This is a genomic window from Paracoccus sp. DMF (assembly GCF_004407025.1).
Lineage (GTDB): Bacteria > Pseudomonadota > Alphaproteobacteria > Rhodobacterales > Rhodobacteraceae > Paracoccus > Paracoccus aminovorans_B.
The window spans coordinates 24827-49987 of the sequence record NZ_SOKV02000006.1 but is presented as its reverse complement, the minus strand read 5'-3'; the positions used below and the strand labels follow the sequence as shown (position 1 = coordinate 49987).

Annotated in this window: 27 protein-coding genes; 17 read left to right on the top strand and 10 right to left on the bottom strand. The window is 69.9% G+C overall.

Annotation, left to right across the window (positions count from 1 at the left end; genetic code table 11):
• Positions 1–12 precede the first annotated feature (12 nt).
• Positions 13–552 (top strand): molybdopterin adenylyltransferase, encoded by a 540-nt coding sequence (mog, locus tag E3D03_RS05055; RefSeq protein WP_263566074.1) that lies wholly within the window; start codon positions 13–15, stop codon positions 550–552.
• Here mog and E3D03_RS05050 read toward each other — a convergent pair.
• From E3D03_RS05050 to E3D03_RS05035, 4 genes are all read right to left on the bottom strand, one after another.
• Complete coding sequence (locus E3D03_RS05050; RefSeq protein ID WP_263566073.1) at positions 549–1139, bottom strand: AAA family ATPase; 591 nt, start codon at positions 1137–1139, stop codon at positions 549–551. The two genes, mog and E3D03_RS05050, sit on opposite strands and share 4 nt — an antisense overlap.
• Before the next feature lie 61 nt (positions 1140–1200).
• Complete coding sequence (locus E3D03_RS05045; RefSeq protein WP_062561871.1) at positions 1201–1983, bottom strand: ATP-binding cassette domain-containing protein; 783 nt, start codon at positions 1981–1983, stop codon at positions 1201–1203.
• Positions 1980–3053 carry an ABC transporter permease gene (locus E3D03_RS05040; protein ID WP_263566072.1) on the bottom strand — a complete coding sequence of 358 codons (1074 nt, stop codon included), beginning with the start codon at positions 3051–3053 and terminating at the stop codon, positions 1980–1982. The genes E3D03_RS05045 and E3D03_RS05040 overlap by 4 nt, the downstream gene beginning before the upstream one ends.
• A 94-nt stretch (positions 3054–3147) precedes the next feature.
• Positions 3148–4167: a sugar ABC transporter substrate-binding protein gene (locus E3D03_RS05035; RefSeq protein ID WP_263566071.1), complete on the bottom strand. Its 1020-nt coding sequence runs from the start codon at positions 4165–4167 to the stop codon at positions 3148–3150.
• Between the two features lie 120 nt (positions 4168–4287).
• Between E3D03_RS05035 and E3D03_RS05030 the strand changes: the two genes are divergently transcribed.
• From E3D03_RS05030 to E3D03_RS05020, 3 genes are read left to right on the top strand one after another with little or no spacing between them, the layout of a single operon-like run.
• Positions 4288–5481: an ROK family transcriptional regulator gene (locus E3D03_RS05030; protein WP_263566070.1), complete on the top strand. Its 1194-nt coding sequence runs from the start codon at positions 4288–4290 to the stop codon at positions 5479–5481.
• An 18-nt stretch (positions 5482–5499) separates the two neighbouring features.
• Complete coding sequence (locus E3D03_RS05025; RefSeq protein ID WP_062561875.1) at positions 5500–6408, top strand: DnaJ C-terminal domain-containing protein; 909 nt, start codon at positions 5500–5502, stop codon at positions 6406–6408.
• On the top strand, positions 6405–6755 hold the full coding sequence (locus tag E3D03_RS05020) for a hypothetical protein (RefSeq protein WP_062561876.1): 351 nt from the start codon (positions 6405–6407) through the stop codon (positions 6753–6755). Before E3D03_RS05025 ends, E3D03_RS05020 begins: the two co-directional genes overlap by 4 nt.
• 294 nt (positions 6756–7049) lie before the next feature.
• Here the strand turns inward: E3D03_RS05020 and E3D03_RS05015 are convergent, their stop codons facing one another.
• Genes E3D03_RS05015 through ccmI form a run of 3 tightly spaced genes read right to left on the bottom strand, consistent with a single transcriptional unit; the run spans position 7050 to position 8922 of the window.
• On the bottom strand, positions 7050–7244 hold the full coding sequence (locus tag E3D03_RS05015) for a DUF1289 domain-containing protein (protein ID WP_062561877.1): 195 nt from the start codon (positions 7242–7244) through the stop codon (positions 7050–7052).
• The gene (gene ruvX, locus E3D03_RS05010; RefSeq protein ID WP_263566069.1) at positions 7241–7708 is read right to left on the bottom strand and encodes a Holliday junction resolvase RuvX; all 468 of its coding nucleotides are present in this window, start codon (positions 7706–7708) and stop codon (positions 7241–7243) included. Before ruvX ends, E3D03_RS05015 begins: the two co-directional genes overlap by 4 nt.
• A complete protein-coding gene (gene ccmI / locus E3D03_RS05005; RefSeq protein ID WP_263566068.1) occupies positions 7705–8922 on the bottom strand; it encodes a c-type cytochrome biogenesis protein CcmI in 1218 nt (405 codons plus the stop codon). The genes ruvX and ccmI overlap by 4 nt, the downstream gene beginning before the upstream one ends.
• 201 nt (positions 8923–9123) lie before the next feature.
• Here ccmI and E3D03_RS05000 point away from each other — a divergent pair, with 201 nt between their 5' ends.
• The 11 genes from E3D03_RS05000 (at position 9124) to der (ending at position 20849) form a co-directional block, all read left to right on the top strand.
• Complete coding sequence (locus E3D03_RS05000) at positions 9124–10395, top strand: sarcosine oxidase subunit beta family protein (RefSeq protein WP_263566067.1); 1272 nt, start codon at positions 9124–9126, stop codon at positions 10393–10395.
• Between the two features lie 154 nt (positions 10396–10549).
• Positions 10550–10816: a hypothetical protein gene (locus E3D03_RS04995; protein ID WP_263566066.1), complete on the top strand. Its 267-nt coding sequence runs from the start codon at positions 10550–10552 to the stop codon at positions 10814–10816.
• A 301-nt stretch (positions 10817–11117) separates the two neighbouring features.
• Positions 11118–11483, top strand: coding sequence for a sarcosine oxidase subunit delta (locus E3D03_RS04990; protein WP_263566065.1), 366 nt, complete (start codon positions 11118–11120; stop codon positions 11481–11483).
• Positions 11480–14410, top strand: coding sequence for a sarcosine oxidase subunit alpha family protein (locus tag E3D03_RS04985; RefSeq protein ID WP_263566064.1), 2931 nt, complete (start codon positions 11480–11482; stop codon positions 14408–14410). The genes E3D03_RS04990 and E3D03_RS04985 overlap by 4 nt, the downstream gene beginning before the upstream one ends.
• The gene (locus tag E3D03_RS04980; RefSeq protein ID WP_263566063.1) at positions 14403–14921 is read left to right on the top strand and encodes a sarcosine oxidase subunit gamma; all 519 of its coding nucleotides are present in this window, start codon (positions 14403–14405) and stop codon (positions 14919–14921) included. Before E3D03_RS04985 ends, E3D03_RS04980 begins: the two co-directional genes overlap by 8 nt.
• Positions 14922–14981: 60 nt before the next feature.
• Positions 14982–15419 carry a hypothetical protein gene (locus E3D03_RS04975; protein ID WP_263566062.1) on the top strand — a complete coding sequence of 146 codons (438 nt, stop codon included), beginning with the start codon at positions 14982–14984 and terminating at the stop codon, positions 15417–15419.
• Positions 15420–15527: 108 nt separating this feature from the next.
• On the top strand, positions 15528–16127 hold the full coding sequence (locus tag E3D03_RS04970; protein ID WP_263566061.1) for a superoxide dismutase: 600 nt from the start codon (positions 15528–15530) through the stop codon (positions 16125–16127).
• 193 nt (positions 16128–16320) lie between these two features.
• On the top strand, positions 16321–17232 hold the full coding sequence (gene rarD, locus E3D03_RS04965) for an EamA family transporter RarD (RefSeq protein WP_263566060.1): 912 nt from the start codon (positions 16321–16323) through the stop codon (positions 17230–17232).
• A gap of 41 nt (positions 17233–17273) precedes the next feature.
• Complete coding sequence (locus E3D03_RS04960; protein WP_263566059.1) at positions 17274–17969, top strand: tetratricopeptide repeat protein; 696 nt, start codon at positions 17274–17276, stop codon at positions 17967–17969.
• Between the two features lie 85 nt (positions 17970–18054).
• Positions 18055–19377, top strand: coding sequence for a PQQ-binding-like beta-propeller repeat protein (locus E3D03_RS04955; protein WP_263566058.1), 1323 nt, complete (start codon positions 18055–18057; stop codon positions 19375–19377).
• Complete coding sequence (gene der / locus E3D03_RS04950; protein ID WP_263566057.1) at positions 19374–20849, top strand: ribosome biogenesis GTPase Der; 1476 nt, start codon at positions 19374–19376, stop codon at positions 20847–20849. The genes E3D03_RS04955 and der overlap by 4 nt, the downstream gene beginning before the upstream one ends.
• A gap of 19 nt (positions 20850–20868) precedes the next feature.
• On the opposite strand, the gene E3D03_RS04945 is transcribed toward der, so the two are convergent.
• The 3 genes from E3D03_RS04945 to E3D03_RS04935 all read right to left on the bottom strand — a co-directional run bounded on the left by E3D03_RS04945 (position 20869) and on the right by E3D03_RS04935 (position 23443).
• Positions 20869–21714, bottom strand: a complete 846-nt coding sequence (locus tag E3D03_RS04945) for a hypothetical protein (RefSeq protein ID WP_263566056.1) — start codon at positions 21712–21714, stop codon at positions 20869–20871.
• Between the two features lie 10 nt (positions 21715–21724).
• Positions 21725–23017 carry a serine--tRNA ligase gene (gene serS / locus E3D03_RS04940; protein WP_263566055.1) on the bottom strand — a complete coding sequence of 431 codons (1293 nt, stop codon included), beginning with the start codon at positions 23015–23017 and terminating at the stop codon, positions 21725–21727.
• Between the two features lie 63 nt (positions 23018–23080).
• A complete protein-coding gene (locus tag E3D03_RS04935) occupies positions 23081–23443 on the bottom strand; it encodes a SoxS protein (RefSeq protein WP_263566054.1) in 363 nt (120 codons plus the stop codon).
• A 124-nt stretch (positions 23444–23567) separates the two neighbouring features.
• On the opposite strand from E3D03_RS04935, the gene meaB reads away from it, so the two are divergent.
• A complete protein-coding gene (meaB, locus tag E3D03_RS04930) occupies positions 23568–24557 on the top strand; it encodes a methylmalonyl Co-A mutase-associated GTPase MeaB (protein ID WP_263566053.1) in 990 nt (329 codons plus the stop codon).
• On the top strand, positions 24541–25155 hold the full coding sequence (locus tag E3D03_RS04925; protein WP_263566052.1) for a methylated-DNA--[protein]-cysteine S-methyltransferase: 615 nt from the start codon (positions 24541–24543) through the stop codon (positions 25153–25155). The genes meaB and E3D03_RS04925 overlap by 17 nt, the downstream gene beginning before the upstream one ends.
• Positions 25156–25161: the final 6 nt, after the last annotated feature.

Here is a 25161-nt window from a genome sequence, read left to right as displayed (position 1 = left end):
CAGGATGCGGCCATGACCCAGACGCCCCGCCCCGCCCGCATCGCCATCGTCACCGTCTCGGACCGCGCCAGCCGCGGCGAATATCAGGACAAGGGCGGCCCGGGCGCCGAGGACTGGCTGCGCGCCACCGTCACCACGCCGATGCAGATCAGCCGCACCATCATCCCCGACGGCCGCGAGACCGTGGCCGCGACCCTGCGCATGCTGTGCGACCAGGGCACCGACCTGATCCTGATCACCGGTGGCACCGGCCCGGCGCCGCGCGACCAGACGCCCGAGGCCATGGCCGATGTCATGGAAAAGGAACTGCCCGGCTTTGGCGAGGAGATGCGCCGCGCCAGCCTGCGCGAGGTGCCGACCGCGATCCTGTCGCGCCAGACCGCCGGCATCCGCGGCGCTACGCTGATGATCACCATCCCCGGCAAGCCCTCGGCCATCGCCACCTGCCTCGACGCGGTCTTTGCCGCGGTGCCCTATTGCCTGGACCTGATCGGCGCCGGCTTCATCGACACCGACCCGGCCCGGATCAAGGCCTTTCGTCCCAAGGCCTAGGCATTCGCCAGCCGCAGATCGGCGGGCAGCGAGTGATCCGCCACCGTCTCGGCATTGGCCAGGTCGTTCTCCAGATGCGCCAGCACCTCGGCCGGCGACTGGCCCAGGCCCTGCCAGCGCGCCGTCAGCCGGCGGCGCAGCTCTTCGGCGGGCACGTCCAGCATGACCGACAGATCCCAAAGCCCGGCCAGTTCACGCCAGGGCGCGCGGTCCAAGAGCAGATAATTGCCCTCGACTACCACCAGCCTCGCCTGCTCCTCGACGCGCCCGGCGCCGGCGACTGCCAGGTCGCGGTCGCGGTCGAAGACCGGATAGACCACCGCGCCGCCCTGCTTCAGGCGGCGGATCAGGGCGACGAAACCCTCGGCGTCGAAGGTTTCGGGCGCCCCCTTGCGCGCCCGCAGCCCGTCCCGGTCCAGCAGCCGGTTGTCCAGGTGAAACCCGTCCATCGGCACCAGCACCGCCCCCGGCACGGCGGCGACGAGCCCCTCGGCCAGGGTGGATTTCCCCGACCCCGGCGCCCCCACGATGGCCACCAGCCGCCTGCCCGCGCCCAGCCGCGCCACCTGATCGAGTATTTCTTTCATGCACAAATATCCCGGGGGGAGTCCGCAGGACGGGGGGCAGCGCCCCCCTATCCCTCGACGCTCAGGCGGCCTCGGCCACTTCGTCCGGCACCTTGGCGCCGGTCATGAAGGCCACCGCATCCGACATGGAATAATCCTGCGGCCGGATCACGCAGAGCCGCCGGCCCAGGCGATGGATGTGGATGCGATCCGCCACCTCGAACACATGCGGCATGTTGTGGCTGATCAGGATGATCGGGATGCCGCGCGAGCGCACGTCGCGGATCAGCTCCAGCACCCGCCGGCTTTCCTTGACCCCCAGCGCCGCCGTCGGCTCGTCCAGGATCACCACCTTGGAGCCGAAGGCCGCGGCGCGGGCCACGGCGACGCCCTGGCGCTGGCCGCCCGACAGCGTCTCGACCGCCTGGTTGATGTTCTGGATCGTCATCAGCCCCAGCTCGGTCAGCTTCTCGCGGGCGAATTTCTCCATCGCCGGACGGTCGAGCTGGCGCAGCAGGCTGCCCATGATCCCGGGCTTGCGCAGCTCGCGGCCCATGAACATGTTGTCGGCGATCGACAGGGCAGGGGACATGGCCAGCGTCTGGTAGACGCATTCGATGCCATGGCCGCGCGCCTCCAAGGGGCTGGCGAAGCGCACCGGCTTGCCGTCCAGCATGATCTCGCCCTCATCGGGCTGCACCGCGCCCGACAGCGCCTTGATGAGGCTGGATTTCCCCGCGCCATTGTCGCCGATCACCGCCAGGATCTCGCCCGGCATCAGGTCGAAGTCGCAGTTGTTCAGCGCCGTCACCTTGCCATAGCGCTTGACCAGGCCGCGGGCCTTCAGAAGCGGTTCTTCAGTCATGCCGATGCCTTTCTGATCCATTGGTCCACCGCCACGGCGAGGATGATGAGCATGCCAATCAGGAAAAAGGTCCATTGCGGGTCGGTGCCGACCATCTTCAGCCCCATCTCGAACACGCCGACGATCAGCGCGCCGAAGAACATGCCGACGATGGACCCGCGCCCGCCGAACAGGCTGATGCCGCCGATCACCACCGCGGTGATGGACTGGATATTGCCCAGCTGCCCGGTCGAGGCCGAGGGCGAGACCGAGCCGAAGCGGCCGATCATCACCCAGCCCGCGATGGCGCAGAACAGGCCGGCCAGCGCATAGACCTGGATCAGGATGCGCTTGGTGCGCACCCCCGCCAGCTCCGCCGCATCCGGGTCGTCGCCCACGGCATAGACATGGCGGCCCCAGGCGGTATGGCGCAGCACATAGGCCAGGATGGCGACCAGCGCGACCATCAGGAAGACCGCGAAAAGCACCTTGACCCCGCCCGGCTGGATAGATTTGCCCCAGAATTGCAGGGCCGGCGCCTCGGCGGCGATGGCCGACGAGCGGATCGTTTCGTTGGCGGAATAGATGTAGTTCGCCGCCAGGATGATCTGCCAGGTGCCCAGCGTCACGATGAAGGGCGGCAGCTTGACCTTGGCCACCAGCCAGCCGTTGGCAAAGCCCATGGCGGTGCCAAGCGCCAGGCCCGCGGCGATGGAAAGCGGCGCCGGGATGCCGTAGCGAAAGGTGAACTGCCCCATCAGCACCGAGGAGAACACCGCGATGGCGCCGACCGACAGGTCGATGCCGGCGGTCAGCACCACCAGCGACTGCGCGCAGCCCAGGATGCCGACGATGGCGATCTGCTGCAGGATGGTGGACAGCGTTACCGCCTTGAAGAAGTTCGGCGACAAGAGGCCGAAGATGACCAGCGCCACCACCAGCACGATCATCGGCACTGCCGAGGGCGTCATGTGCAGCCAATGCTGCAGGCGCTTCAGCGCGCTTTTCTGTTCCTGGAACTCGGCAACCTTTTCCGAGGCGCCCGCCAGGCCCTCCTCGTAGCTGGTGGCCGTCTTTGCATCCGATGACATGGACGGTCTTCCCCCCCTTGCGAGGCGCCAGCCGGCGCCGCTTGCCTGCGGTGGGTGGGACGCACCGCGCCCCACCCGGCGATTCAGGTGGCGATCAGCCCCAGCACAGCTCGGCGCCCTTGGCGCTGTCGATCGACTCGACGCCCTCGGCCGGCTTGTCGGTGACCAGCGCCACGCCGGTGTCGGTGAAGTCCTTGCCCTCGGTCGCGGCCGGCCTGGTGCCGTCCTTGGCAAAGGCGGCGATGGCCTCGATGCCCTGGGCGGCCATGGCCAACGGATATTGCTGCGAGGTGGCGCCGATCACGCCGTCCTTGACGTTCTGCACGCCTGGGCAGCCGCCATCGACCGACACGATCAGCACGTCCTTTTCGCGGCCGACGGCCTTCAGCGCCTCATAGGCGCCGGCGGCGGCGGGCTCGTTGATCGTATAGACCAGGTTGATGTCGGGATCCTTGGCCAGCAGCGATTCCATCGCCGTCAGCCCGCCTTCCTCGTTGCCCGAGGTGACCTCGTGGCCGACGATGCGCGGGTCGGTCTCGTCGCCCCATTTCGCCGGATCGCCCAGCTCGACGCCGAAGCCCTGCAGGAAGCCCTGGTCGCGCAGTACGTCGACCGAGGGCTGCGAGATGGCCAGGTCCAGCATGGCGATCCTGGCCTCCGCCGCCTTGTCGCCCAGGGTTGCCTTGGCCCATTGCCCGATCAGCTCGCCCGCCTTGAAGTTGTCGGTGGCGAAGGTCGCATCGGCGGCGTCGATCGGGTCCAGCGGCGTATCCAGCGCGATGACCAGCAGGCCGGCGTCGCGCGCGGCCTTGACCGCATCGACTATGGCCTTGGTGTCCGAGGCGGTGATCAGGATGCCCTTGGCGCCATCGGCCACGCAGGCCTCGACCGCCGCCACCTGGCCCTCGTGGTCGCCGTCGATCTTGCCGGCATAGGCCTTCAGCTCCAGCCCCAGCTCCTGAGCCTTGGCCGCGGCGCCTTCCTTCATCTTCACGAAGAAGGGGTTGGTGTCGGTCTTGGTGATCAGGCAGGCGCTGTCGGCCTGTGCCATGCCGGCGATCATCGTCAGGGCCGAGCCCGCCAGCACCGCGCGCAGCAGTTTCGTCTTGCTCATCTGGTCTTTCCTCCTCTGGGCGGGTTTCCCGTCCGCTCCTCCGACTAAAAGCTGCCTTATCGGATGGGGGCTTGTCAATAAATCAATTTCGTTGATTTATATGCGGGGGAGGATGTGACCATGACCAATGCCATGCCTGCGGCGGCGGTGCCGCAACGGTCGCGCAGCCATAACGAGCGGCTGATCCTGTGGCTGATTCGCCGCAACGGGCCGATGCCGCGCGCGGCCCTGGCCCAGGCCACCGGGCTTTCCGCCCAGGCCGTGACCAATATCACCCGCGAACTGATCGCCGACGGATTGCTGGATGCGGGGGGCGAGCGGCAGCGCGGCAAGGTCGGCCAGCCGCTGTTGCCGCTGGCCTTGGCGCCGGACGGGGCGCTGTTCCTGGGCCTCAAGGTCGGGCGCCGGGTGGCCGAGCTGGTGCTGGTCGACTTCGCCGGCCAGATCAGGCAGATGCGCACGCTGCCCCATGCCTTTCCGCAGCCCGATGCGATCCGGGACTTCGCGGTCTCGGCCAGTGCCGAGCTGCTGGCCGGGCTGACCGAAGCGCAGCGTGCGCGGCTGTCGGGCATGGGCATCGCCAGCCCGTTCTACCTGTGGGACTGGGCGCGCGAGATGGCGCCTTGGCGCGGCCGCGACCTGCGCGAGGAACTGGCCCGGGCGCTGGACCTGCCGGTCTGGCTGGAAAACGACGGCTCCTGCGCCTGCGGGGCCGAGATGATGTTCGGCACCGAGGATCTGCCCGAGGATTTCCTGTATTTCTACCTCGCGCATTTCGGCGGCGGCGGCGTGGTGCTGGACGGCCGGCTGCGGCTGGGGCCGTCGCGCAATGCCGGCGCCATGGGCTCGTTCCCGGTGCCGGGCGGCCAGCAATTGCTGGACGTGGCCTCGGTCTCGACGCTGGAATCGCGGCTGGGGCGCGAACTGCCGCTGGAGGACGAGGCCTGGGACCTGCCGCCGGCTACCCGACGGCAATGGCTGGACGAATCGGCGCGGGTGCTGTCCCATGCGGCGCTGGGAACGGTGGCCGCGCTGGACCTGCCGCTGGTGGTGATCGACGGCGCCATGCCCGCCACCCTGCGCGACGCGCTGGTCGCGGCAACGGCAGAGGCGCTGGCCGGCACGCGCCACCACGGCGTCACCTTGCCCGCGGTGCGCGCCGGCACCCTGGGGCGGCGGGCCCGCACGCTGGGCGCGGCGGCGCTGCCGCTTGGCGCGGGCTTCATGCCCGGCGGCACCTTCGCGGCGCCGCGTCCGCCGCGGCTCGGGCAGGAAACCGAAGGGGCGCAACCGCGTTCCGGGGATGACAGGTGAAGAAAGGAAGCCGCGGCCATGGCCGACGATCCATACAAGGCGCTGGGCCTGGCAAGGACCGCCACGCAGGACGAGATCAAGAAGGCCTATCGCAAGATCGCCAAGACCGATCACCCGGACCTGAATCCCGACCCCGCCGCGCATGAACGCTTTAAGGCCGCTTCCTCGGCCTATGACCTGCTGAAGGATCCCGAGCAGCGTGCCCGCTTCGACAAGGGCGAGATCGACGCCCAGGGGCAGGAGCGGCCGCAGCGGCATTACTACCGCGAATATGCCGAGCAGGGCGACAACCCCTATCGCCAGAGCCACGGCTTCGAGGACTTCTCGGACGTATTCTCGGACCTGTTCGGCCAGCGGGCGCAGGCGCGGCGCGGCGGCGGGGCGAGGAGTTTCGACATGCGCGGCCCCGACCAGCGTTTCACGCTGGAGATCGACTTCATGACCGCCGCGCGCGGCGGCTCGACCCGGATCACCATGCCCGACGGCAGCGTGCTGGAGGTGAAGATCCCCGAGGGCGCCCATGACGGCCAGGTGATTCGCCTGCGCGGCAAGGGCGGCATGGGCATGGGCGAGGGCGAGCCGGGCGATGCGCTGCTGACGCTGATCGTCGCCGACGACCCCGACTGGCGCCGCGACGGCGACGACGTGGAAACCACGCTGCCGATCACCATCGACGAGGCGGTGCTGGGCGGCAAGGTCGAGGCGCAGACCATCGACGGACCCGTCATGCTGACCGTCCCGCGCGGCGCGAACTCGGGCCAGAAGCTGCGGCTGAAGGGGCGCGGCATCAAGGGCTCGGGCGGCAAGCGCGGCGACCAGCATGTCGTCCTGAAGATCGTAATGCCGCCGCATGTGGACGACGAACTGGCCGAGTTCATGCGCGGCTGGCGGGAAAACCACGCCTATGATCCCCGGAGGGGCAAATGACCCAGCGCCATTACACCCTGGCCGAAACCCTGAGCCTGATCGACGACCTGGGCGCCGAGCAGCTCGAGCGCTACATCCGCGCCGGCGTGGTGGCGCCGGTGCAATCCGCGCAGGGGCCGCTGTTCCGCGATCTCGACCTGGCGCGGCTCAGCCTGGTCGTGGACCTGGCCGAGGGCTATCACCTGGACGAAGAGGCGCTGGCCATGGTGCTGTCGCTGGTCGACCAGCTGCACGGCCTGCGCGGCGACATGCGGGCGATGCTGGATGCCGTAGCGCGCGAGCCGGTCGAGACCCGGCTGCGCCTCAAGGCCGCGATCCGCGAGGTGCGGGTGATCCGCCAGGGCTGATCGTCGGGCTGCCACAGGCCGGCCGTCCCAGGTCGCCGCATCGGCGGGGCGCGCAACGCCGGGATCGGCTTGAGGGAGCGGGGCGCGCGCCGCGACCGCATCAATCCGATCGGCAGCGACCAGCCGCCCGAGGGGTGAAGCCCGCGCCCTGGAAAGGTGCCGGGCCGAAGGCGAGCTGAAGCGCCGCATCGGCCATGTGCAGGCCGACATGGCGATTGCGCCCGGCGGCACGGTCTCTGGACCGTCACCGACAAAGACGGCGTGGACGATGCCCCGGGACGTTCCTGTGGCCCCTCACGCGGGGGATGCAGCCGGCCCGGAACCGAACCGCGCCTTGCGCGCAGCCAGGCTGGCCATCACGGCCAGCCTTTGCGTCTCGGTCATCCCGCCCCAGGCCGCGATCTCGTCCAGACTGCGCCAGCAGCCGATGCAGAGCCGGCTTTCGGCGTCGATCTGGCAGATCCTGATGCAGGGGCTGGAGACGCTCATGCCAGATGCCGCAGCCGGTCCAGCGCGCCTTGCAGGATATAGCCGGCGGCGACCTGGTCGATGACCTCGGCGCGGCGCTTGCGCGAGGTGTCGGCTTCCAGCAGCGCGCGCTCGGCCGCGACGGTCGACAGGCGCTCGTCCCAGAAGCCGATGGGCAGCGGCGTCAGCCGCTCCAGGTTGCGGGCGAAGGCGCGGGTGGATTGCGCGCGCGGCCCCTCGCTGCCGTCCATGTTGCGCGGCAGGCCCAGCACCAGCCCGATCAGCCCGCGATCCGCCACGATCTTCAGCAGCGCCTGGGCGTCGAGAGTGAACTTCTCGCGCCGGATCACCGTGATGGGCGAGGCGACCGAGCGCAGCCCGTCGCTGACCGCGACGCCGATGGTCTTGGTGCCCAGGTCCAGCCCGGCGATCGCGCCGGCGCGGGGCAGGGCGGCGGCAAAATCCTCGATGGCTTCGCAGATCATTCCAGCCCCGCCTGTTTGGCTGCCGCATTTACCGTGGCCAGCGCCTCGGGCGTGCTCGCGAAGCGGCTGCGCGCCTCGGCCAGGATGGCGCCGGCGCGGTCGCGTTCCTCGAGCACGGCCAGCGACCCGATCAGCCGTGCCCATTCCTCGGGCGTGCCGCCTTGGGTCGCCAGCCGGTTCTCAAGCCCCTGCACCATGCCCTGCACCATGGCGCGGCGCTGTTCGGGCGTCATGTCCTCGGCCGCCGCCAGGGCGTCGGCATCGGGGCCGGGCAGGGCGGACTCTTCGGGCGGGACATAGTCGGGGCGGCCGGCGAACCAGGCCAGGTCGCCGATGCTGCTGCGGACGAAGGCATGCCAGGGCTCGGCGCGATGCCCCTCGGCCAGAAGCGCGGCCCAGATCGGGAAGGCGCGGTCGGGCCGGCCGCTCTGGACCTGAAGGTAGCCGGCCAGGAAGCGCGCCAGCGGATTCTTGGGATCGAGCGTGCCGGCGCGGTTGATCGCCGCCTCGGCCTCGGCGGTGATGATGCCGCCGGCGGCGCGGGCGGCCAGGTCGGCCAACTCGGCGTAATCCTGCGCCGTGGCGCGGGCGCCCTTCAGCGCCACCACGCGGCTCTGCGCCTGTTTCGCGGCGACGAGATTGCCCAAGGCCTGTTCATAGCGCGCCAGCAGCTCCTGGCCTTGCAGGTCGTCGGGACGCTGGCCGGCGGCCTGGCGCAGCCGCTCGATCAGCGCCATGTCCTCGGCCGAAAGCGCCGGTGCCGCGCGGTCGGGGGCCCTGGCCTCGGCCTGCTCCTGCGTCGGGCGGGCGTCATAGCGGGCCTGCGCCTCGGCGATGCGGCGGGCGATGGGCTGGTCGGGATGCTCGGGCTGGCCCAGCCGCTGGTAAAGCGCGAAGGTGCCGGCCAGCACCACCGCCAGCACCGCCAGCGCCGCGATTCCGCCCGCGCCGCGCCGCGTGCCGCCCGAGGCTTGCAGGGCGCGGTCGGCGGCCAGCACCTTGCGGCCGATCTCGACCCGCAGGCGCTCGGCATCGCCGGCGTCGATCACCCCGCGCTCCTGGTCGCGGTCCACCTCGCGCAGCTGGTCGCGATAGACGCGCAGGTCATAGGCGGCGGCCGGCTCGTCCCCGGCGACACCGCGCCGGCGCAGCAGCGGCGCGGCGATGGCGATGGCGACCACGCCGGCCAGCGCGGCGCAGATGATCCAGAACATGGCTTCCCCTTCGTGGCTTTCCCGGTGATAGCGGCTTTGCGCGCCATGAGAAAGTCAATGCCCTGCGACAAGGCGCGCGGGCCAGCCGGGACATCTGCGCCCGCCCCTGACGCAATTCGACGGTCACGCCGTCGCAAGCGGGCTTGCCCGAAAAGCCCCCGAAAGACACTCTGCACGGGTCGAGTCGCAAGGGGTCCAACCATGTCCGCATCCGCAAGTTCCAGCACCGGCCGCTATTCGGTCTTTGCCATCGCCCGCGAGGCCATGCGGCTGCACAACGGCTGGAAACGCGCCTGGCAAAGCCCGGAGCCGAAGAAGAAATACCAGGTCGTCATCGTCGGTGCCGGCGGCCACGGTCTCGCCACCGCCTATTACCTGGGCAAGAACTACGGCATCACCGATGTCGCCATCATCGAGAAGGGCTGGCTGGGCGGCGGCAACACCGGCCGCAACACCACCATCATCCGCTCGAACTACCTGCAAGATCCCTCGGCGGCGATCTATGACAAGGCGCTGAAACTCTACGAGAACCTGTCGCAGGACCTGAACTACAACATCATGTTCAGCCCGCGCGGCCTGCTGATGCTGGCGCAGACCGAACACGAAGTCCGCGGCTACAAGCGCACCGTCTATGCCAACCAGTTGCAGGGTGTGTCGACCGAATACATCACCCCCCAGCGCATCAAGGAGATGCTGCCCATCATCAACATCGACGGGCCGCGCTACCCGGTGCTGGGCGCCCTTTATCAAGAGCGCGGCGGCACCGCGCGCCACGACGCCGTGGCCTGGGGCTATGCCCGGGCCTGCTCGGCCATGGGCATGCACATCATCCAGAACTGCGAAGTCACCGGCATCGAGACCGCGAACGGCCAGGTCCGCGCGGTCAACACCGGCAAGGGCCGCATCGAATGCGACAAGCTGGCGCTGGTCGTGGCCGGGCATTCCTCGGTCATGGCCGAGATGGCCGGCTTCCGCCTGCCCATCGAATCGCTGGCGTTGCAGGCGCTGGTCAGCGAGCCGATCAAGCCCTGCTGCGACCTGGTCATCATGGCCAACACCGTGCACGGCTACCTGTCGCAATCCGACAAGGGCGAGATGGTGATCGGCGGCGGCACCGACGGCTTCAACAACTACACCCAGCGCGGCTCGTGGCAGCATGTCGAGGAAACCGTGCGCGCGCTGATCGAGACCTTCCCGATGCTGTCGCGGCTGAAGATGCTGCGGCAATGGGGCGGCATCGTCGACATGACCGGCGACCGCTCGCCCATCCTGTCCACGACGCCGGTCGGCAATATCTTCGTCAACTGCGGCTGGGGCACCGGCGGCTTCAAGGCCATTCCCGGCTCGGGCTGGGCCATGGCCGAGCTGGTCGCCAAGGGCCAGCCCGGCCCGCTGGCCGCCGATTTCGGCCTGAACCGCTTCATCGAGGGCCGCTTCATCGACGAGAGCGTCGCCGCGGGGGTGGCGCACTGATGGCAGCACCGCGCGGCATCCTGCCTGCGCCCGGCCGGCAGCGGCCGGTTTCCGCCCAAATCCCCGGGGCGGAAGAAATCGCGCAACCCATGGGAAACTATCGCGGCTTTGGCGAATTGTCCTTGCACGTCACCATGACCAAGGAGTTTTCTTCATGGCCGAACCGAACAAGAGCAACACCTGGATCATCGCCGGCGTCATCGTCGTCGTGCTGGTCGTCATCTATTGGTTCATGTCCTCGGGCACCGAGCCCGCAGCGACCACCGAACCGGCGACGCCGCCTGCGGTCAGCACCGAGCCTGCGCCGGCGGATGACGGTGCCGTCTCGGTCGAACCCAGCACGCCTGCAACCCCGACCACGCCCGAGCCCGCTACCCCGGCGCCGGCCGACCCTGCGGCCCCTGCCGCTCCGGCGAACTGAGGCGACCTTTCCGGCGCCCTCGGGCGCCGCGACTGCACGGGTCCGGGGGGCGCATCGCCCCTCGGCTTGCATTGTTTTCCTGGCGGCGCCTCGGCGCTGCCCTGGCCTTGAACGGGCGCTTGCCGCCGCTGGGCAGTTTTTGCCCGGCGGCCTGGCCCTGCCGTCTGTCGGCCTGAATCCAGGCCGGCCTCCCGCCCGGCGCCACCTCCCCCAAGTCCCGCTTACCGACGCTGCCCCGCGCCCCCGGCCGACCGCCCGGGCGCTTGCGACCGTGCGCGTCCTGCCGTCCAAGGAGTGAACGATGCTGATCCTGACCTGCCCCTATTGCGGCATCAGTGCCGAGGAGACCGAACTCGCTCCGGGTGGCGAGGCGCATCTGAAGCGTTTCGGCCCCGGCTCGTCCGATGCGGATTTCGAATCCTACCTGTTTGCCCGTAAGAACCCCAAGGGCGTGCATTTCGAACGCTGGCGCCATGCCTATGGCTGCGGCAAGTGGTTCCTGGCCGCGCGCGACACCGCCACGTTGCAGGTCTTTGGCACCTACAGGGCGCAGACCCCGCATCCGACGCCCGAAATCGTCGCCGCCGTGCAGGCCGCCCGTCCGGGCTGGCAGCCGGATTGGATCGAAACCAACGCTGACACCTCCGCCGAAAGCCCGAAAGCATGACCCAGACCGGACCCTTCCGCCTGCCGCGCGGCGGACGCCTGATCGACCGCGCCTATCAATTGCCCTTCCGCTTCGACGGCCGCCAGATGCGCGGAGTCGTGGGCGATACGCTGGCCTCGGCGATCCTGGCGAACGGCCAGATCATGATGGGCCGCAGCTTCAAGTATCACCGCCCGCGCGGCCCCGTCGCCTCGGGCGCCGAGGAACCCAACGCGCTTTTGGGCTTGGGCGAGGGCGGCCGGTTCGAGCCGAACCAGCGCGCCACCACCACGGCCCTGGTCGGCGGCATGGTCACCACGCCGCAGAACTGCTGGCCCAGCCTGAATGCCGATGTCGGCGCGATCAACAACTGGATGTATCGCTTCCTGCCGGCCGGCTTCTATTACAAGACGTTCATCCACCCGCGCCCGTTCTGGAAGCACGTGTTCGAGCCGATCATCCGCCGCTCGGCCGGCCTCGGCAAGGCCCCGACCGAGGCCGATCCGGACCGCTATGAACAGGCCTATGCCCATGTCGACGTGGTCGTGGTGGGCGGCGGCATCGCCGGCCTGACGGCGGCGCGCGATGCCGCGAAACAGGGCAAGTCGGTCTGGGTGATCGAGCAGACGCCGCAATTCGGCGGCCGCACCCCCACCGACCACGCGGACGGGCAGACGCGCATCGACGCGCTTCTGGCCGAACTGCGGGCGCTGCCGAACGTCACGCTGCGCCGCTCGACCATGGCGACCGGGCTTTACGACCACGGCTATCTGCTGGCGCGCGAGGCGATTGCCGACCACGACCCGAACGCCGGCCTGCCGCGCCAGCGGCTGTGGCGCATCCGCGCCGGCCATGTCACCGTCGCCTCGGGTGCGCTGGAACGGCCGCTGAGCTTTGCCGGCAACGACGTGCCGGGCGTGATCCTGGCCTCGGCGGTGCGCGACTTCATCGACCTCTACGGCGTGGCCCCGGGCCGCAAGATCGTGGTGGTGACGAACAACGACGATGCCTATCGCACGGCGCTGGTGGCGCTGGACGCCGGCCTCCAGGTCGCGGCGGTGATCGACGCGCGGTCCTCGGCCACGGGCGCGCTGCCCGAGGCGGTGCGGGCGCGCGGCGTGCGCGTGCTGACCGGCAGCGCCGTCGCCGGCATCAAGGGCGGCAAGGCGGTCGAGGGCGTCAAGCTGTGCGCCCATGCCGGCTCGGGCGATGTCACCGAGGTGATCGACGCCGATTGCGTCGCCATGTCCGGCGGCTGGTCCCCGGTCGTGCACCTGTGGAGCCATTGCGGCGGCAAGCTGAACTGGTCGGATGCGCAGGCGATGTTCGCCCCCGATCCGAACCGGCCGCCGACCGGCGCCGACGGCCGCGCGATGGCCTCGGCCGTGGGCGCGGCCGCGGGTGACCTGCTGGTCGCCGACGCGACCGGCGCGGGCGCGGAGCAGGCCATCCTGCCGGTCTGGGTCATGCCGCAGAACGCCACCCGCAAGATGAAGTTCAAGATGTGGCTCGACTTCCAGAACGACGTGAAGGTGTCGGACGTAGAACTGGCCGCGCAAGAGGGCTACCAGTCGGTCGAGCACACCAAGCGCTATACCACGCTGGGCATGGCGACCGACCAGGGCAAGGTCAGCAACATCAACGGCCTGGCGGTGCTGTCGAATGCGCTGAAGCAGCCGATCCCGCAGACCGGCACCACGACCTTCCGCCCGCCCTATACGCCGCTGACCCTTGGCACCATCGCTGCCGAGGCGCGGGGCGAGGTGTTCCAGCCGCTGCGCAAGACCCCGATGCACGCCTGGCACGAACGCAACAACGCCTTCTTCGAGCCGGTCGGCCACTGGCGCCGCGCCTATTGCTACCCGAAACCCGGCGAAAGCCACGGCGACGCGGTGGCGCGCGAGATCCGCGCGGTGCGCGCCTCGGTCGGCACGCTCGACGCCTCGACGCTGGGCAAGATCATCGTCAAGGGCCCGGATGCCGGGAAATTCCTCGACATGATGTATACCGGCATGATGTCCAGCCTGCCGGTCGGCAAGTGCCGCTATGGCTTGATCTGCAACGAGAACGGCTTCCTCGTGGACGACGGCGTCGCCGCGCGCCTGTCCGAAGACACCTGGCTGGTCCACACCACCACCGGCGGCGCCGACCGCATGCACGCGCATATGGAAGACTGGCTGCAATGCGAATGGTGGGACTGGAAGGTCTATACCGCCAACGTGACCGAGCAATGGGCGCAGGTCGCCGTGGTCGGCCCCAAGGCCCGCGTGCTGCTGGAACGCCTGGGCGGCATGGACCTGTCGGCCGAGGCGCTGCCCTTCATGCAATGGGCCGAGGGCGAGATCGCCGGTATCCCGGCGCGCGTTTTCCGCATCAGCTTCTCGGGCGAACTGTCCTTCGAGGTGGCGGTGCCGGCGAACCGCGGCCTCGAGCTCTGGGAAAAGCTGCATGAGGCCGGGCGCGACCTGGACGTCACCCCCTATGGCACCGAGGCGATGCATGTCATGCGCGCCGAGAAGGGCTTCATCATGATCGGCGACGAGACCGACGGCACGGTGATCCCGCAGGATCTGGGCCTAGGCTGGGCGATCAGCAAGAAAAAGACCGACTACATCGGCAAGCGCGCTCAGGAACGCAGCCACATGACCGACCCGCGCCGCTGGAAGCTGGTGGGCCTTGAAAGCCTCGACGGCCGGGTGCTGCCCGACGGCGCGCTGGCGGTGGCCGAGGGCGTCAATCCCAACGGCCAGCGCAAGACGCAGGGCCGGGTGACCTCGACCTATATGTCGCCGACGCTGTCGAAGCCGATCGCCATGGGCATCGTGCTGAACGGCCCCGACCGCATGGGCGAGGTGCTGGAGTTCCCGGTCGCGGGGCAGGAAACCTACAAGGCGCGGATCGTCGATCCGGTGTTCTATGACAAGGAAGGGAGCCGGGCGAATGGCTGAGGCACTGGCGAAGATCTCTCAGGTGCAGGATCGCGGCATGATCCAGATCCGCGCCGACCTGGACCGCGCGGGCGATGCCATCGCCGGCGCGGCGGGACTGGCGCTGCCGGGCCAGGGCCGCACCACCACCGACGGCAGCCGCCTCTTGGGCTGGATGTCGCCCGACGAGCTGCTGCTGGTCCTGCCGCGCGCCGAGACGGCCGAGGCGCTCTCGGCGCTGACCGAGGCGCTGGCCGGCGAACACGCGCAGGTGCTGGACGTCAGCGACATGCGGGCCATGTTCCGCATCGACGGGCCGAAGGCCGCGCAGGTGCTGATGAAGCTCTGCCCGACCGACCTGTCGGACATGCCGCAGGACGGGCTGCGCCGCACCCGCGCCGCCCAGGTCGCCTGCGGCATCTGGCGCGACCAGGCCGGCTATGTGCTGGTCGGCTTCCGCTCGGTTGCGGATTACCTGCGCGGCATCCTGACCGGCGCCGCGGCGCCCGGCACGCATCTGGAGCCGCGCTAATTCCCTTGCCAGGGCGCCGGTGGGGCGTATGCATGGGGTCACGCTCAAGGGGTTGATTCCATGCGTCCCATCCTGCGCCCGACGGCGCTTTGCCTGTCCACCCTGCTGCCCGCGCCGCTGCTGGCGCAAGAGCCGCCGCGGGTGATGATGTGCCAGATCGCCGATGAAAGCGGCACCGGCTGGGTGCCCGACTTCATCATGCTGACCCGGCAGGTCTCCGGCCCGCAGCAGGGCCGGATCGAGGTCTTCGACCCGATCCTGAAAGACCAGGTCGGTCGGCCGATCCAGGCCCAGCTCGTCGCCGACGACGCCCGGGCGCGCAGCTATGGCTGGGCGCTGGCCGGGGTGCGGAACCAGTCCGGCCAGCGCACCGAGCGGCTGGATTTCCGCCTGACGGTGTCGAAGCGCGACGGCGCGGCCGAGGTCACGGTCACGGCGCTGGGTTATGACAATGTCATGATCGGGCGCGGCGTCTGCGGCGCGCCGCCCGGCCGCTAATCCCGGAACCCGCGGCGCATTGAAGACGTTTAGCGGCCGACAGGGCTTTTCCCCGTCTGGCAGACATGCCAGAACATCCTCCGGAACCCTTGGAAAAGGAAATCGAAAATGGCCTTCACCCTTCCCGACCTTCCCTATGCCCATGACGCGCTTGCCGCTGGCGGCATGTCGAAAGAGACGCTGGAATACCACCACGACAAGCACCACAAGGCCTATGTCGACAAGCTGAACGAGCTGGTGGCCGGCACCGAATGGGAAGGCAAGAGCCTCGAGGACATCGTCACCGGCACCTATCAGTCGGGCGCCGTGGCCCAGAACGGCATCTTCAACAACGCCAGCCAGCACTGGAACCACAGCCAGTTCTGGGAAATGATGGCCCCGAATGCCGGCGCCATCCCGGGCGAGCTGGAAAAGGCCATCACCGAATCCTTCGGCTCGGTCGACGACTTCAAGAAGAAGTTCTCGGAAGCCGGCGTCGGCCAGTTCGGCTCGGGCTGGGCCTGGCTCGTCAAGGACAAGGACGGCTCGCTGAAGATCACCAAGACCGAGAACGGCGTGAACCCGCTCTGCTTCGGCCAGACCGCGCTTCTGGGCTGCGACGTGTGGGAGCACAGCTATTACATCGACTTCCGCAACGCCCGGCCGAAATACCTGGAAAACTTCCTGAACAACCTGGTGAACTGGGAAAACGTGGCCTCGCGCCTCTGAACCGCTCGCCAGCACGAACCGCAAGGCCCGCCCTCACCCGGCGGGCCTTGTTTCTTTCTTGCCGAAATATCCCGGGGGAACGCCCTTGGACCTCCATCGAGGAGGTCCAAGGGCGTGGGGGCAGAGCCCCCGGGCCCCGCTTGCCACCGCCGCGATTCCGGCGCATCTGGTCGGCGGCGAAGGGGACGAGGGCATGAGCGAAGGCACCAAGGGCTTCTGGGCGATCATCCTGGTCTGCGTCACCTGGGGGCTGTCGCCGATCTTCTACCGCCAGCTTTCCGGCGTGCCGGTGGTCGAGGTGCTGGCGCATCGCACGATCTGGTCGCTCGGCTTCTTCCTGCTGCTGCTGGCCGGGCAGGGCCGGCTGCGGGAGCTGTGGCAGGCGATGACCGGCCAGCATGCGCTGCGCGCGGCGGCGGCGGCGCTGCTGGTCTCGTCGAACTGGGGCCTGTTCATCTGGGCGATCCAGGCCGGCCATGTCGTGCAAAGCTCGCTCGGCTATTACATCTTCCCGCTGGTCACCGTCGCCCTGGGCCTGCTGTTCTTCGGCGAGCGTCTCGGCCCCGCGCAATGGCTGGCCGTCGCCATCGCGCTTTCGGCGGTGGCGATCCTGACCCTGGGCCTGGGCGTCACGCCCTGGATCAGCCTGGGGCTGGCGCTGAGCATGGGGCTTTACGGCGTGGTCAAGAAATCCCTGCCGCTGGGCCCGGTCATGTCGGTCGCGGTCGAGGTCGCGCTGCTGACGCCGCTGGCGCTGGCCTGGCTTGCCCTGCAGGCATTGGGCTGGCTGCCCGCCGCCTGGCAGCATCCGCTGGCCTTTGGCGGCTCGGCCTGGGTGACGGTGCTGCTGGTCCTGTCGGGCCTCATCACCGCGGTGCCGCTGGTGCTCTTCGCCTATGCCGCGCGGCGGGTGGCGCTGATCACGGTCGGGCTGATGTTCTATCTGAACCCGACGCTGCAATTCCTCTGCGCGGTGCTGCTCTTCGGCGAGCCCTTCACCCGCTGGCACATGATCGCCTTCGCGATGATCTGGACGGCGCTGGCGATCTATTCCGGCGCGGCCTGGCGGGCGGCGCGGCGCGCGGCGCCATTGGCAAACGGGTGAAACCGCGTATAGAACAGCGCGACAGAACCACCGGGGGCGACATGGCCAATCAGAACGACAGCTTCATCGACGAGGTCACCGAGGATCTGCGGCGCGACCGGCTGTTCATGCTGTTCCGTCGCTTCGGCTGGATCGCGCTGCTGGTCATCCTGGGCATCGTCGCGGGCGCCGCCTGGCGCGAATATGCGCGCAGCCAGAACGAGACCCGGGCCGAGGCCTGGGGCGATGCCGTGCTGGCCGCGCAACAGGCGTCCGACCCGGTCGCGGCGCTGGCCGCGGTCGATCCGCAGGGCGGGCAGGGCCGCAAGGCGCTGGCCGAGATGCTGGCCGCCGGAGCCGAGGCCGAGGCCGGCCTGGACCAGAAGGCCGCCGAGCGGCTCAAGGCCGCGGCCGCGGCGGTCAAGGACGACCCGGTGCTGCGTGACCTGGCGCTGCTCAAGGCGGTGATGGCGGCGGGCCCGTCCATGGACGCGGCGGAACGCGACCGCATCCTGGCCGATCTGTCGAAACCCGGCGCCCCCTTCGAACTGCTCGCGCTGGAGCAGAAGGCCGTGGCGCTGATCGGCGCCGGCCGGACCGAGGACGCGGTGACGCTGATCACCCAGATCCAGCAGAAGGACGGGCTTTCGCAGCCCTTGCGCCGCCGCCTGTCCGAGATGAAGATCACCCTGGGCGCCGAGCCCGAGCAACCGCAGGGCCCCGGCCCGCAACCCATGCCGGCCCCGGCCGCGAACTGATCCGGCGCCGCCCGCGCCGGCACGACAAGAACCGATCCCGCGGCCCGCGCCCCATCCCGCGCCGGCCCGGAAAGAGGAGAGAGCGATGACGAGGCTGCCCCTGATCGCCGCTTTGGCCGGGCTGACCGCCCTTTCGGCCTGCCAGCAGCGCGACCCCATCCTGCCCGGAGAGCGGCTGGACCCGCGCGCGGTGCTGTCGCCCGACGGGCCGGTGGCCGAGGGGGCGCCGGCGCCGACCACAGCCGCCCTGTCGCTGCCGCCGGTGCGCGGCAACAGCGACTGGCCGCAGCGCGCCGGCAGCGCCAGCCACGCCTCGGGCAATATGGCGATCGGCGCCGGCACCAGCCGGGTCTTTGCGGTGGCGATCGGCCAGCCCTCGGACAAGCGCCATCGCATCACCGCCGATCCGGTGGTGGCGGCGGGCCTGGTCTTCACCCTGGACAGCCAGTCCAGCGTCACCGCCACCACCACGGGCGGCGGCCGGGTCTGGAGCGTGGACCTGCGCCCGGCCGGCGAAGGCGACCGCAGCGTCTCGGGCGGCGGGCTGGCCTTCGAGGGCAACCGGGTCTTTGCCACCACCGGCTATGGCGAGCTGGTGGCGCTGGACGCGCGCACCGGCGGCATCGCCTGGCGCCAGCGGGTGGAGGCGCCGATCAGCGGCTCGCCTACGGTGCAGAACGGCGTGGTCTATGTCGGCGGCCGCGACGCCACCAGCTGGGCGGTGCGCGCCAATGACGGCAAGGTGCTATGGCGCGCCTTCGGCAATGACGGCATGGCCGGGGTGATGGGCGTCTCGGCCCCGGCGGTCGCGGGCTCGACCGTGGTCTTCCCCTATGCCACGGGCGAGATCATGGGCGTTGACACGAACACCGGAAACCAGCTGTGGACCGCCAATGTCGCCGGTCAGCGTCTGGGCCGCGCGGTGGGCTATTTCCGCGACGTCACCGGCGATCCGGTGATCGCGGGCAGCACGGTCTATGCCGGCACCAGCTCGGGCCGGGTCGCCGCCTTCGATCTCGCCACCGGCGCGATGAAATGGGAGGCGCGCGAGGGTGCCTCGAGCCCGGTGCTGGCGGTCGGGAATTCGGTCTTCCTGGTCAACGACCAGGCGCAGCTGATCCGGCTGGATGCCGCGAACGGCGGCCGGGTCTGGGCGCAGAAGCTGCCCTATTTCACCGAAGCCGTGATCCGCAAGCAGCAGAAGGTCTGGAACCACTATGGTCCGGTGCTGGCGGGGAACAAGCTTTACCTTGCCGGCTCGGACGGCTATCTGCGCGTCTTCGATCCCGCCTCGGGCGCGCTGATCGGCAATGCCCAGATCCCGGGCGGCGCCGCGGCGGCGCCGGCCGTGGCGGGCCAGACCCTTTACGTCGTCACCCATGACGGCCAGTTGATCGCGTATAGATGAGCTTCACCCTCGCCATCGTCGGGCGGCCGAATGTCGGCAAGTCCACCCTGTTCAACCGCCTGGTCGGCAAGCGCCTGGCGCTGGTCGACGACCAGCCCGGCGTGACCCGCGACCTGCGCGAAGGGCAGGGGCGCCTGGGCGACCTGCGCTTCATCGTCGTCGATTCGGCCGGGCTGGAAATGGCCGAGGACGACAGTCTGCAAGGCCGCATGCGCCGGTTGACCGAGCGCGCGGTCGATGAGGCCGACGTCTGCCTGTTCGTCATCGACGCCCGCGCCGGCGTGACCGCGGCGGACGAATATTTCGCCGACATCCTGCGCAAGCGGGCGAAACACGTCATCCTGGCCGCCAACAAGGCCGAGGGCCGGGCCGGCGAATCCGGCGCGCTGGAGGCCTATGCCCTGGGCCTGGGCGAGCCGCTGCGGCTTTCCGCCGAGCATGGCGAGGGCATGGACGACCTCTATCGCGCGCTCCTGCCGCTGGCCGAGCAATTCGAGGCCGCCAATGTCCAGCAGGCGCCCGAAACCGACATCGACCTGCCCGAGGACGGCGACGAGGAGGACGACGAAAGCTGGCGCCCCTCGGCCGCGAAGCCCCTGCAGATCGCCGTGATCGGCCGCCCGAACGCCGGCAAGTCGACCCTCATCAACAAGATCCTGGGCGAGGACCGGCTGCTGACCGGCCCCGAGGCTGGCATCACCCGCGATTCGATCAGCGTCAGCGCCGATTTCATGGGCACGCCGGTGCGCATCTTCGACACCGCCGGGATGCGGAAAAAGGCCCGCGTCACCGACAAGGTGGAAAAGCTTTCCGTCGCCGACGGGTTGCGCGCCGTGCGCTTTGCCGAGGTGGTGGTGGTGCTTCTGGACGTCGGCATCCCCTTCGAGCAGCAGGACCTGCGCATCGCCGATTTCGCCGAAACCGAGGGCCGCGCCATGGTCATCGCCGCGAACAAGTGGGACCTGGAAGAGGACAAGCCGCAGAAGCTGAACGAGCTGCGCGAGGCCTTCGAGCGGCTCTTGCCGCAGCTGAAGGGGGCGCCCTTGGTGACGGTCTCGGCCCGCACCGGCAAGGGGCTGGACCGGCTGCACAATGCGATCCTCAAGGCGCATGAGGTCTGGAACCGCCGCATTCCGACCGCGCGGCTGAACCAGTGGCTGGGCGCCATGACCGAGGCGCATCCGCCGCCGGCGCCGGGCGGCCGGCGCATCCGGCTGCGCTACATGACCCAGGTGAAAACCCGGCCGCCGGCCTTCGTGGTCATGGCGACGCATGTCGACAAGCTGCCCGATAGCTATCAGCGTTATCTGGTCAATGGCTTGCGGGCGGATTTCGACATGCCCGGCACGCCGATCCGGCTGACCTTCCGCGACCAGGGCACGAAGAACCCCTACCGGGACAAGGCGAACAAGATCAACCAGTCGGGCGCGCTGTCCAAGCACAAGACCCGGCAGAAACCCAAGAGCGCCTAGGTCGTCGCGAGGGGGCGCTCTAGGTCGTCGCCCGCACCAGCGCCACGGCGATGATGGCGATGGCGACCACGGTCGCGGTGGCGATGGTGGCGTCGGTGCTGACCGTGCTGGCGGCGATGCCGATCAGTCCCCAGATCAGCGCCACGCTGAAGCCGGTGCGGCGCGGCATGCGCAGCTGCACGCTGACCGCCGCCACGGCACCGATCAGCATCGCCAGGCCGACCGCCAGCTTCTGCGGCACCCCCAGCCGCTGCTCCAGCAGTCCGGCAAAGACCGTCAGGCAAACCAGCAGCGCCCAGCCGGCGATGAAGCCCAGCGTCGAGCTGCGCTTGACCACGGCGCCCTGCCGGATGCCGCGCAGCGCGGCGGCCAAGGCGCCGGCCAGCGTCACCGCCGACAGCAAAAAGGCCATGACCGGGGTCTGCGCCAGCAGCCAGGGCCAGACCGCGCCGACCAGCAGCGCCAGGATCAGCGGCAGGTGTTCAAGCAGGCTCATGTCGCGGTCGTGCTGGCGCAGCAGGTCCTCGGGCACCGGCGGGCCGGCCGACTGAGCCGGTGGCCAGCCGGCGCGGGCGATGCGGCGGATCTCCAGCCACAGCCGCAGCAGGTGATAACCCAGTGCCGCCCAGACCGTCGCCAGCAGCGCCAGCATGCCCGGGTCGCGCGGACGCAGGAACAGCCAGGCCAGGTCCACGCCCGGCGCCTCCGAGGGCGGGCCCGCTGCCGGCCTGCCCGGCATCAGCGCATAGGCCATGGTGCTGGCGACGAAGGCCAGCACCGCCACGGTCAGCAGCTGGGCGCCCATGCGAGACATGCGCAGGAAACGCAGCCCGGCGGGACCGGGTTTCGCGGCACGGGAATTCACGCGCCGCGCTTCAGGCCAGCACGCCGTCCGCGCCCAGCCGGGTCTTGCCGCCCAGATAGGGATGCAGCGCCTCGGGCAGCACCACCGAGCCGTCGGCCTGCTGGCCGTTCTCCAGCACCGCGATCAGCGTGCGCCCCACCGCCAGGCCCGAGCCGTTCAGCGTATGCACGAACTCAGGCTTGCCGCCGCCGTCCGGGCGATAGCGGGCGTTCATGCGCCGGGCCTGGAAATCGCCGCAATAGCTGACGCTGGAAATCTCACGATAACGGTCCTGCCCGGGCAGCCAGACCTCCAGGTCATGGGTGATGCGGGCGCCGAAGCCCATGTCGCCGCCGCACAGCACGATGGTGCGATAGGGCAGGCCCAGCCGCTCCAGCACCGTCTCGGCGCATTTCGTCATCCGGGCATGTTCCGCGACCCCCGAGGCGGCATCGGTGATCGAGACCATCTCGACCTTCTCGAACTGATGCTGGCGCAGCATGCCCGAGGTGTCGCGCCCGGCGCTGCCGGCTTCCGAGCGGAAGCACTGGCTATGCGCCACCATGCGGCGCGGCAGGCTGGCATGATCGACCAGCGCGCCGTTCACGGTATTGGTCAGCGTCACCTCCGAGGTCGGGATCAGCCACCAGCCCTCGCGGGTCTGATAGCTGTCCTCGCCGAACTTCGGCAGCTGCCCGGTGCCCTCCATCATCTCCGAGAGCACCAGCACCGGGGTCCAGGTCTCCTCGAGCCCATGTTCGCTGCTGTGCAGGTCCAGCATGAACTGCGCCAGCGCCCGCTGGATGCGGGCAACGCCGCCCTTCAGCACCACGAAGCGCGAGCCGGAGAGCTTGGCGGCGGTCTCGAAATCCATGCCGGGCTTGACGCCGCCGATCTCGAAATGCTCGCGCGGGGGGAAATCGAAGCTGCGCGGCGCGCCCCAGCGCCGGATCTCGACATTGTCCTCCTCGTCCTTGCCGGGCGGTACGCTGTCCAGCGGCAGGTTCGGGATCGTCAGCAGCAGCTCGCGCAGCTGCCCGTCCAGCGCCGAGGCCTCGGCCTGCATGGCGGCGATCTCGTCCTTCTTGGCGCCGACCAGGGCGCGCAGCCGCTCGAACTCGGCCTCGTCGCCGCGACCCTTGGCGCTGCCTGCCTCCTTGCTGGCCTTGTTCTGCTCGGCCTGCGCGGTTTCGGCGGCCGCGATGCGGGCGCGACGCTCGGCATCCAGCGACAGGATCTGCGGCGACACCGGGGCCAGGTTGCGCAAGCCCAGGGCGGCGTCGAAAGCGGCGGGGTTTTCGCGGATGGCGCGGATGTCGTGCATGATCGTCCCTCTGACAGGCTTGTGCCGCAGGGGATAGCGCAAAGCGCCGCCTCGGGAAAGACGTCAGCCGCGCGCTTGCGCCAGCATGTCCCGCAAGACCGGAAAGAACTTCTCGGCGCCGGGATAGCCCTCGAAGCGCGCCACCTCGGCGCCGCCACTCAGCAGGATGAAGGTCGGTGTCAGCCAGGGCCGCCGGGCCAGCGCCAGCCCGTCGGGATAAGGCCCGTCGCGGTCCACCTGCATCAGCGGCGCGGCCTTGCCCTCGGGGTGGGCGGCATAGACCGGCGCGATCTCGCGGTCCCACTGCGCGCAATAGACGCAGCCCTTGCGCCGCACCATCAAGAGCCGCAAGGGCGGCGCGGCCAGGGCCGGCCCCGCCGCGAAAACCGCCATCCCGGCCAGCATGATCCGTCGCGTCAGCATCATGGCGGCACGCTAGGCGCGCCCCTCGGGCGGGACAAGCGCGTTTACAGTTCTTTCTTGTGCAAATATCCACGGGGGGTGCGGGGGCGGTAGGCCCCCGCCAGCGACAGCCGGGGAGGGGACAGGCATGGACGAGTTGACGGAACCGCTGGTGCAGGGAAACCGCCGCGCCTTGTCGCGTGCGATCACGCTGATCGAAAGCACCCGCCCGGAACACCGCGCCCGCGCCGTGCAGCTGCTCTCGGAACTGCCGCCGCGCCAGGCGCTGCGCATCGGGCTTTCGGGCACGCCGGGCGTCGGCAAGTCCACCTTCATCGAGGCTTTCGGCAAGATGCTGACCGCGCAGGGGCTGAAGGTCGCGGTGCTGGCGGTCGATCCCAGCTCGGCGCGCTCGGGCGGCTCGATCCTGGGCGACAAGACCCGGATGGAGACGCTGAGCCGCGATCCGCTGGCCTTCATCCGCCCCTCGCCGTCCCGTGCCGAACTGGGCGGCGTCGCCCGCCGCACGCGCGAGACGGTGCGGCTGTGCGAAGGCGCGGGCTTCGACGTGGTGCTGATCGAGACGGTGGGCGTCGGGCAATCCGAAACCCTGGTCGCGGAAATGTCCGACCTGTTCATCCTGCTGCTTGCCCCGGCCGGCGGCGACGAGCTCCAGGGCGTCAAGCGCGGCATCATGGAGATTGCCGACATCATCCTGGTCAACAAGGCCGATGGCGAGCTGCGCGACACCGCGATGCGGACCGTCGCCGATTACGCCGGCGCCCTGCGACTGCTGCGCAAGCGCCCCTATGATCCGCCGGGCTTCCCCCGCGCCCTGCCGGTCTCGGCCTATTCCGGCGAGGGGCTGGAGCGCGCCTGGGCCGACATGACCGAACTGGCCGACTGGCGCCGGGAACACGGCCATTTCGCCGCCCGCCGGGCCGAGCAGGCGCGGCACTGGTTCCTGTCCGAACTGCGCGCGGGTCTGCTGGCGCGGCTCGACCGCCCCGAGGTGCGCGGCCGGCTGCGGCGCATCGGCGACGCCGTGGCGCGGGGCGACAACGATCCCGACCGGGCGGCGGCGCAGATGCTCGACTGGCTGGCGACCGCGAGCGATTCGCATGGCCATCCCGGCTGATCCGGCAGCCGAGCTGGCCCGGCTCATCGGTCCGCCGCCCGGGACGGCCCGGCTTGCGGCGCATTGGTTCGCCACGCCGCTGGGCGCGATGGTCGCGGTCGCCGACGGCGGCGCCTTGCACCTGCTGGAATTCGCCGACCGCCCGGAACTCGCGGCCGAGCTGCGGCGCCTTGCCGCCGAGGCGGGCGGCATCGTCCCCGGCCGCACCCCGGTCACCGACCTGACGGCGGCCCAGCTCGCCGCCTGGTTCGACGGCGCCCGCAGGGATTTCGACCTGCCGCTGGCCGCCTGGGGCACGCCCTTCCAGCGCCGGGTCTGGCAAGAGCTGGGCCGCATTCCCGCTGGCGCCACGCTCAGCTATGGTGCGCTGGCCCGGCGCATCGGCCAGCCCCGGGCGGTGCGGGCGGTGGCGCGGGCCAATGGGGCGAACCGGCTGGCGCTGGTGATTCCCTGCCATCGCATCCTGGGCGCCGATGGGGCCCTGACCGGCTATGGCGGCGGGCTGTGGCGCAAGCAGGCGCTGCTGCGGCATGAAAGCGGCGGTTCGCTGCTGCCGCAGCCGGCTTTCGCCGGGGATTTCCCGGCCGAAAAGGCTTGACGCGCG

Excerpts from the sequence above, each read along its gene's own strand:
- mog (WP_263566074.1), top strand. The coding sequence starts at position 13 with ATGACCCAGACGCCCCGCCCCGCCCGCATCGCCATCGTCACCGTCTCG.
- E3D03_RS05050 (WP_263566073.1), bottom strand. The coding sequence starts at position 1,139 with ATGAAAGAAATACTCGATCAGGTGGCGCGGCTGGGCGCGGGCAGGCGG.
- E3D03_RS05045 (WP_062561871.1), bottom strand. The coding sequence starts at position 1,983 with ATGACTGAAGAACCGCTTCTGAAGGCCCGCGGCCTGGTCAAGCGCTAT.
- E3D03_RS05040 (WP_263566072.1), bottom strand. The coding sequence starts at position 3,053 with ATGTCATCGGATGCAAAGACGGCCACCAGCTACGAGGAGGGCCTGGCG.
- E3D03_RS05035 (WP_263566071.1), bottom strand. The coding sequence starts at position 4,167 with ATGAGCAAGACGAAACTGCTGCGCGCGGTGCTGGCGGGCTCGGCCCTG.
- E3D03_RS05030 (WP_263566070.1), top strand. The coding sequence starts at position 4,288 with ATGACCAATGCCATGCCTGCGGCGGCGGTGCCGCAACGGTCGCGCAGC.
- E3D03_RS05025 (WP_062561875.1), top strand. The coding sequence starts at position 5,500 with ATGGCCGACGATCCATACAAGGCGCTGGGCCTGGCAAGGACCGCCACG.
- E3D03_RS05020 (WP_062561876.1), top strand. The coding sequence starts at position 6,405 with ATGACCCAGCGCCATTACACCCTGGCCGAAACCCTGAGCCTGATCGAC.
- E3D03_RS05015 (WP_062561877.1), bottom strand. The coding sequence starts at position 7,244 with ATGAGCGTCTCCAGCCCCTGCATCAGGATCTGCCAGATCGACGCCGAA.
- ruvX (WP_263566069.1), bottom strand. The coding sequence starts at position 7,708 with ATGATCTGCGAAGCCATCGAGGATTTTGCCGCCGCCCTGCCCCGCGCC.
- ccmI (WP_263566068.1), bottom strand. The coding sequence starts at position 8,922 with ATGTTCTGGATCATCTGCGCCGCGCTGGCCGGCGTGGTCGCCATCGCC.
- E3D03_RS05000 (WP_263566067.1), top strand. The coding sequence starts at position 9,124 with ATGTCCGCATCCGCAAGTTCCAGCACCGGCCGCTATTCGGTCTTTGCC.
- E3D03_RS04995 (WP_263566066.1), top strand. The coding sequence starts at position 10,550 with ATGGCCGAACCGAACAAGAGCAACACCTGGATCATCGCCGGCGTCATC.
- E3D03_RS04990 (WP_263566065.1), top strand. The coding sequence starts at position 11,118 with ATGCTGATCCTGACCTGCCCCTATTGCGGCATCAGTGCCGAGGAGACC.
- E3D03_RS04985 (WP_263566064.1), top strand. The coding sequence starts at position 11,480 with ATGACCCAGACCGGACCCTTCCGCCTGCCGCGCGGCGGACGCCTGATC.
- E3D03_RS04980 (WP_263566063.1), top strand. The coding sequence starts at position 14,403 with ATGGCTGAGGCACTGGCGAAGATCTCTCAGGTGCAGGATCGCGGCATG.
- E3D03_RS04975 (WP_263566062.1), top strand. The coding sequence starts at position 14,982 with ATGCGTCCCATCCTGCGCCCGACGGCGCTTTGCCTGTCCACCCTGCTG.
- E3D03_RS04970 (WP_263566061.1), top strand. The coding sequence starts at position 15,528 with ATGGCCTTCACCCTTCCCGACCTTCCCTATGCCCATGACGCGCTTGCC.
- rarD (WP_263566060.1), top strand. The coding sequence starts at position 16,321 with ATGAGCGAAGGCACCAAGGGCTTCTGGGCGATCATCCTGGTCTGCGTC.
- E3D03_RS04960 (WP_263566059.1), top strand. The coding sequence starts at position 17,274 with ATGGCCAATCAGAACGACAGCTTCATCGACGAGGTCACCGAGGATCTG.
- E3D03_RS04955 (WP_263566058.1), top strand. The coding sequence starts at position 18,055 with ATGACGAGGCTGCCCCTGATCGCCGCTTTGGCCGGGCTGACCGCCCTT.
- der (WP_263566057.1), top strand. The coding sequence starts at position 19,374 with ATGAGCTTCACCCTCGCCATCGTCGGGCGGCCGAATGTCGGCAAGTCC.
- serS (WP_263566055.1), bottom strand. The coding sequence starts at position 23,017 with ATGCACGACATCCGCGCCATCCGCGAAAACCCCGCCGCTTTCGACGCC.
- E3D03_RS04935 (WP_263566054.1), bottom strand. The coding sequence starts at position 23,443 with ATGATGCTGACGCGACGGATCATGCTGGCCGGGATGGCGGTTTTCGCG.
- meaB (WP_263566053.1), top strand. The coding sequence starts at position 23,568 with ATGGACGAGTTGACGGAACCGCTGGTGCAGGGAAACCGCCGCGCCTTG.
- E3D03_RS04925 (WP_263566052.1), top strand. The coding sequence starts at position 24,541 with ATGGCCATCCCGGCTGATCCGGCAGCCGAGCTGGCCCGGCTCATCGGT.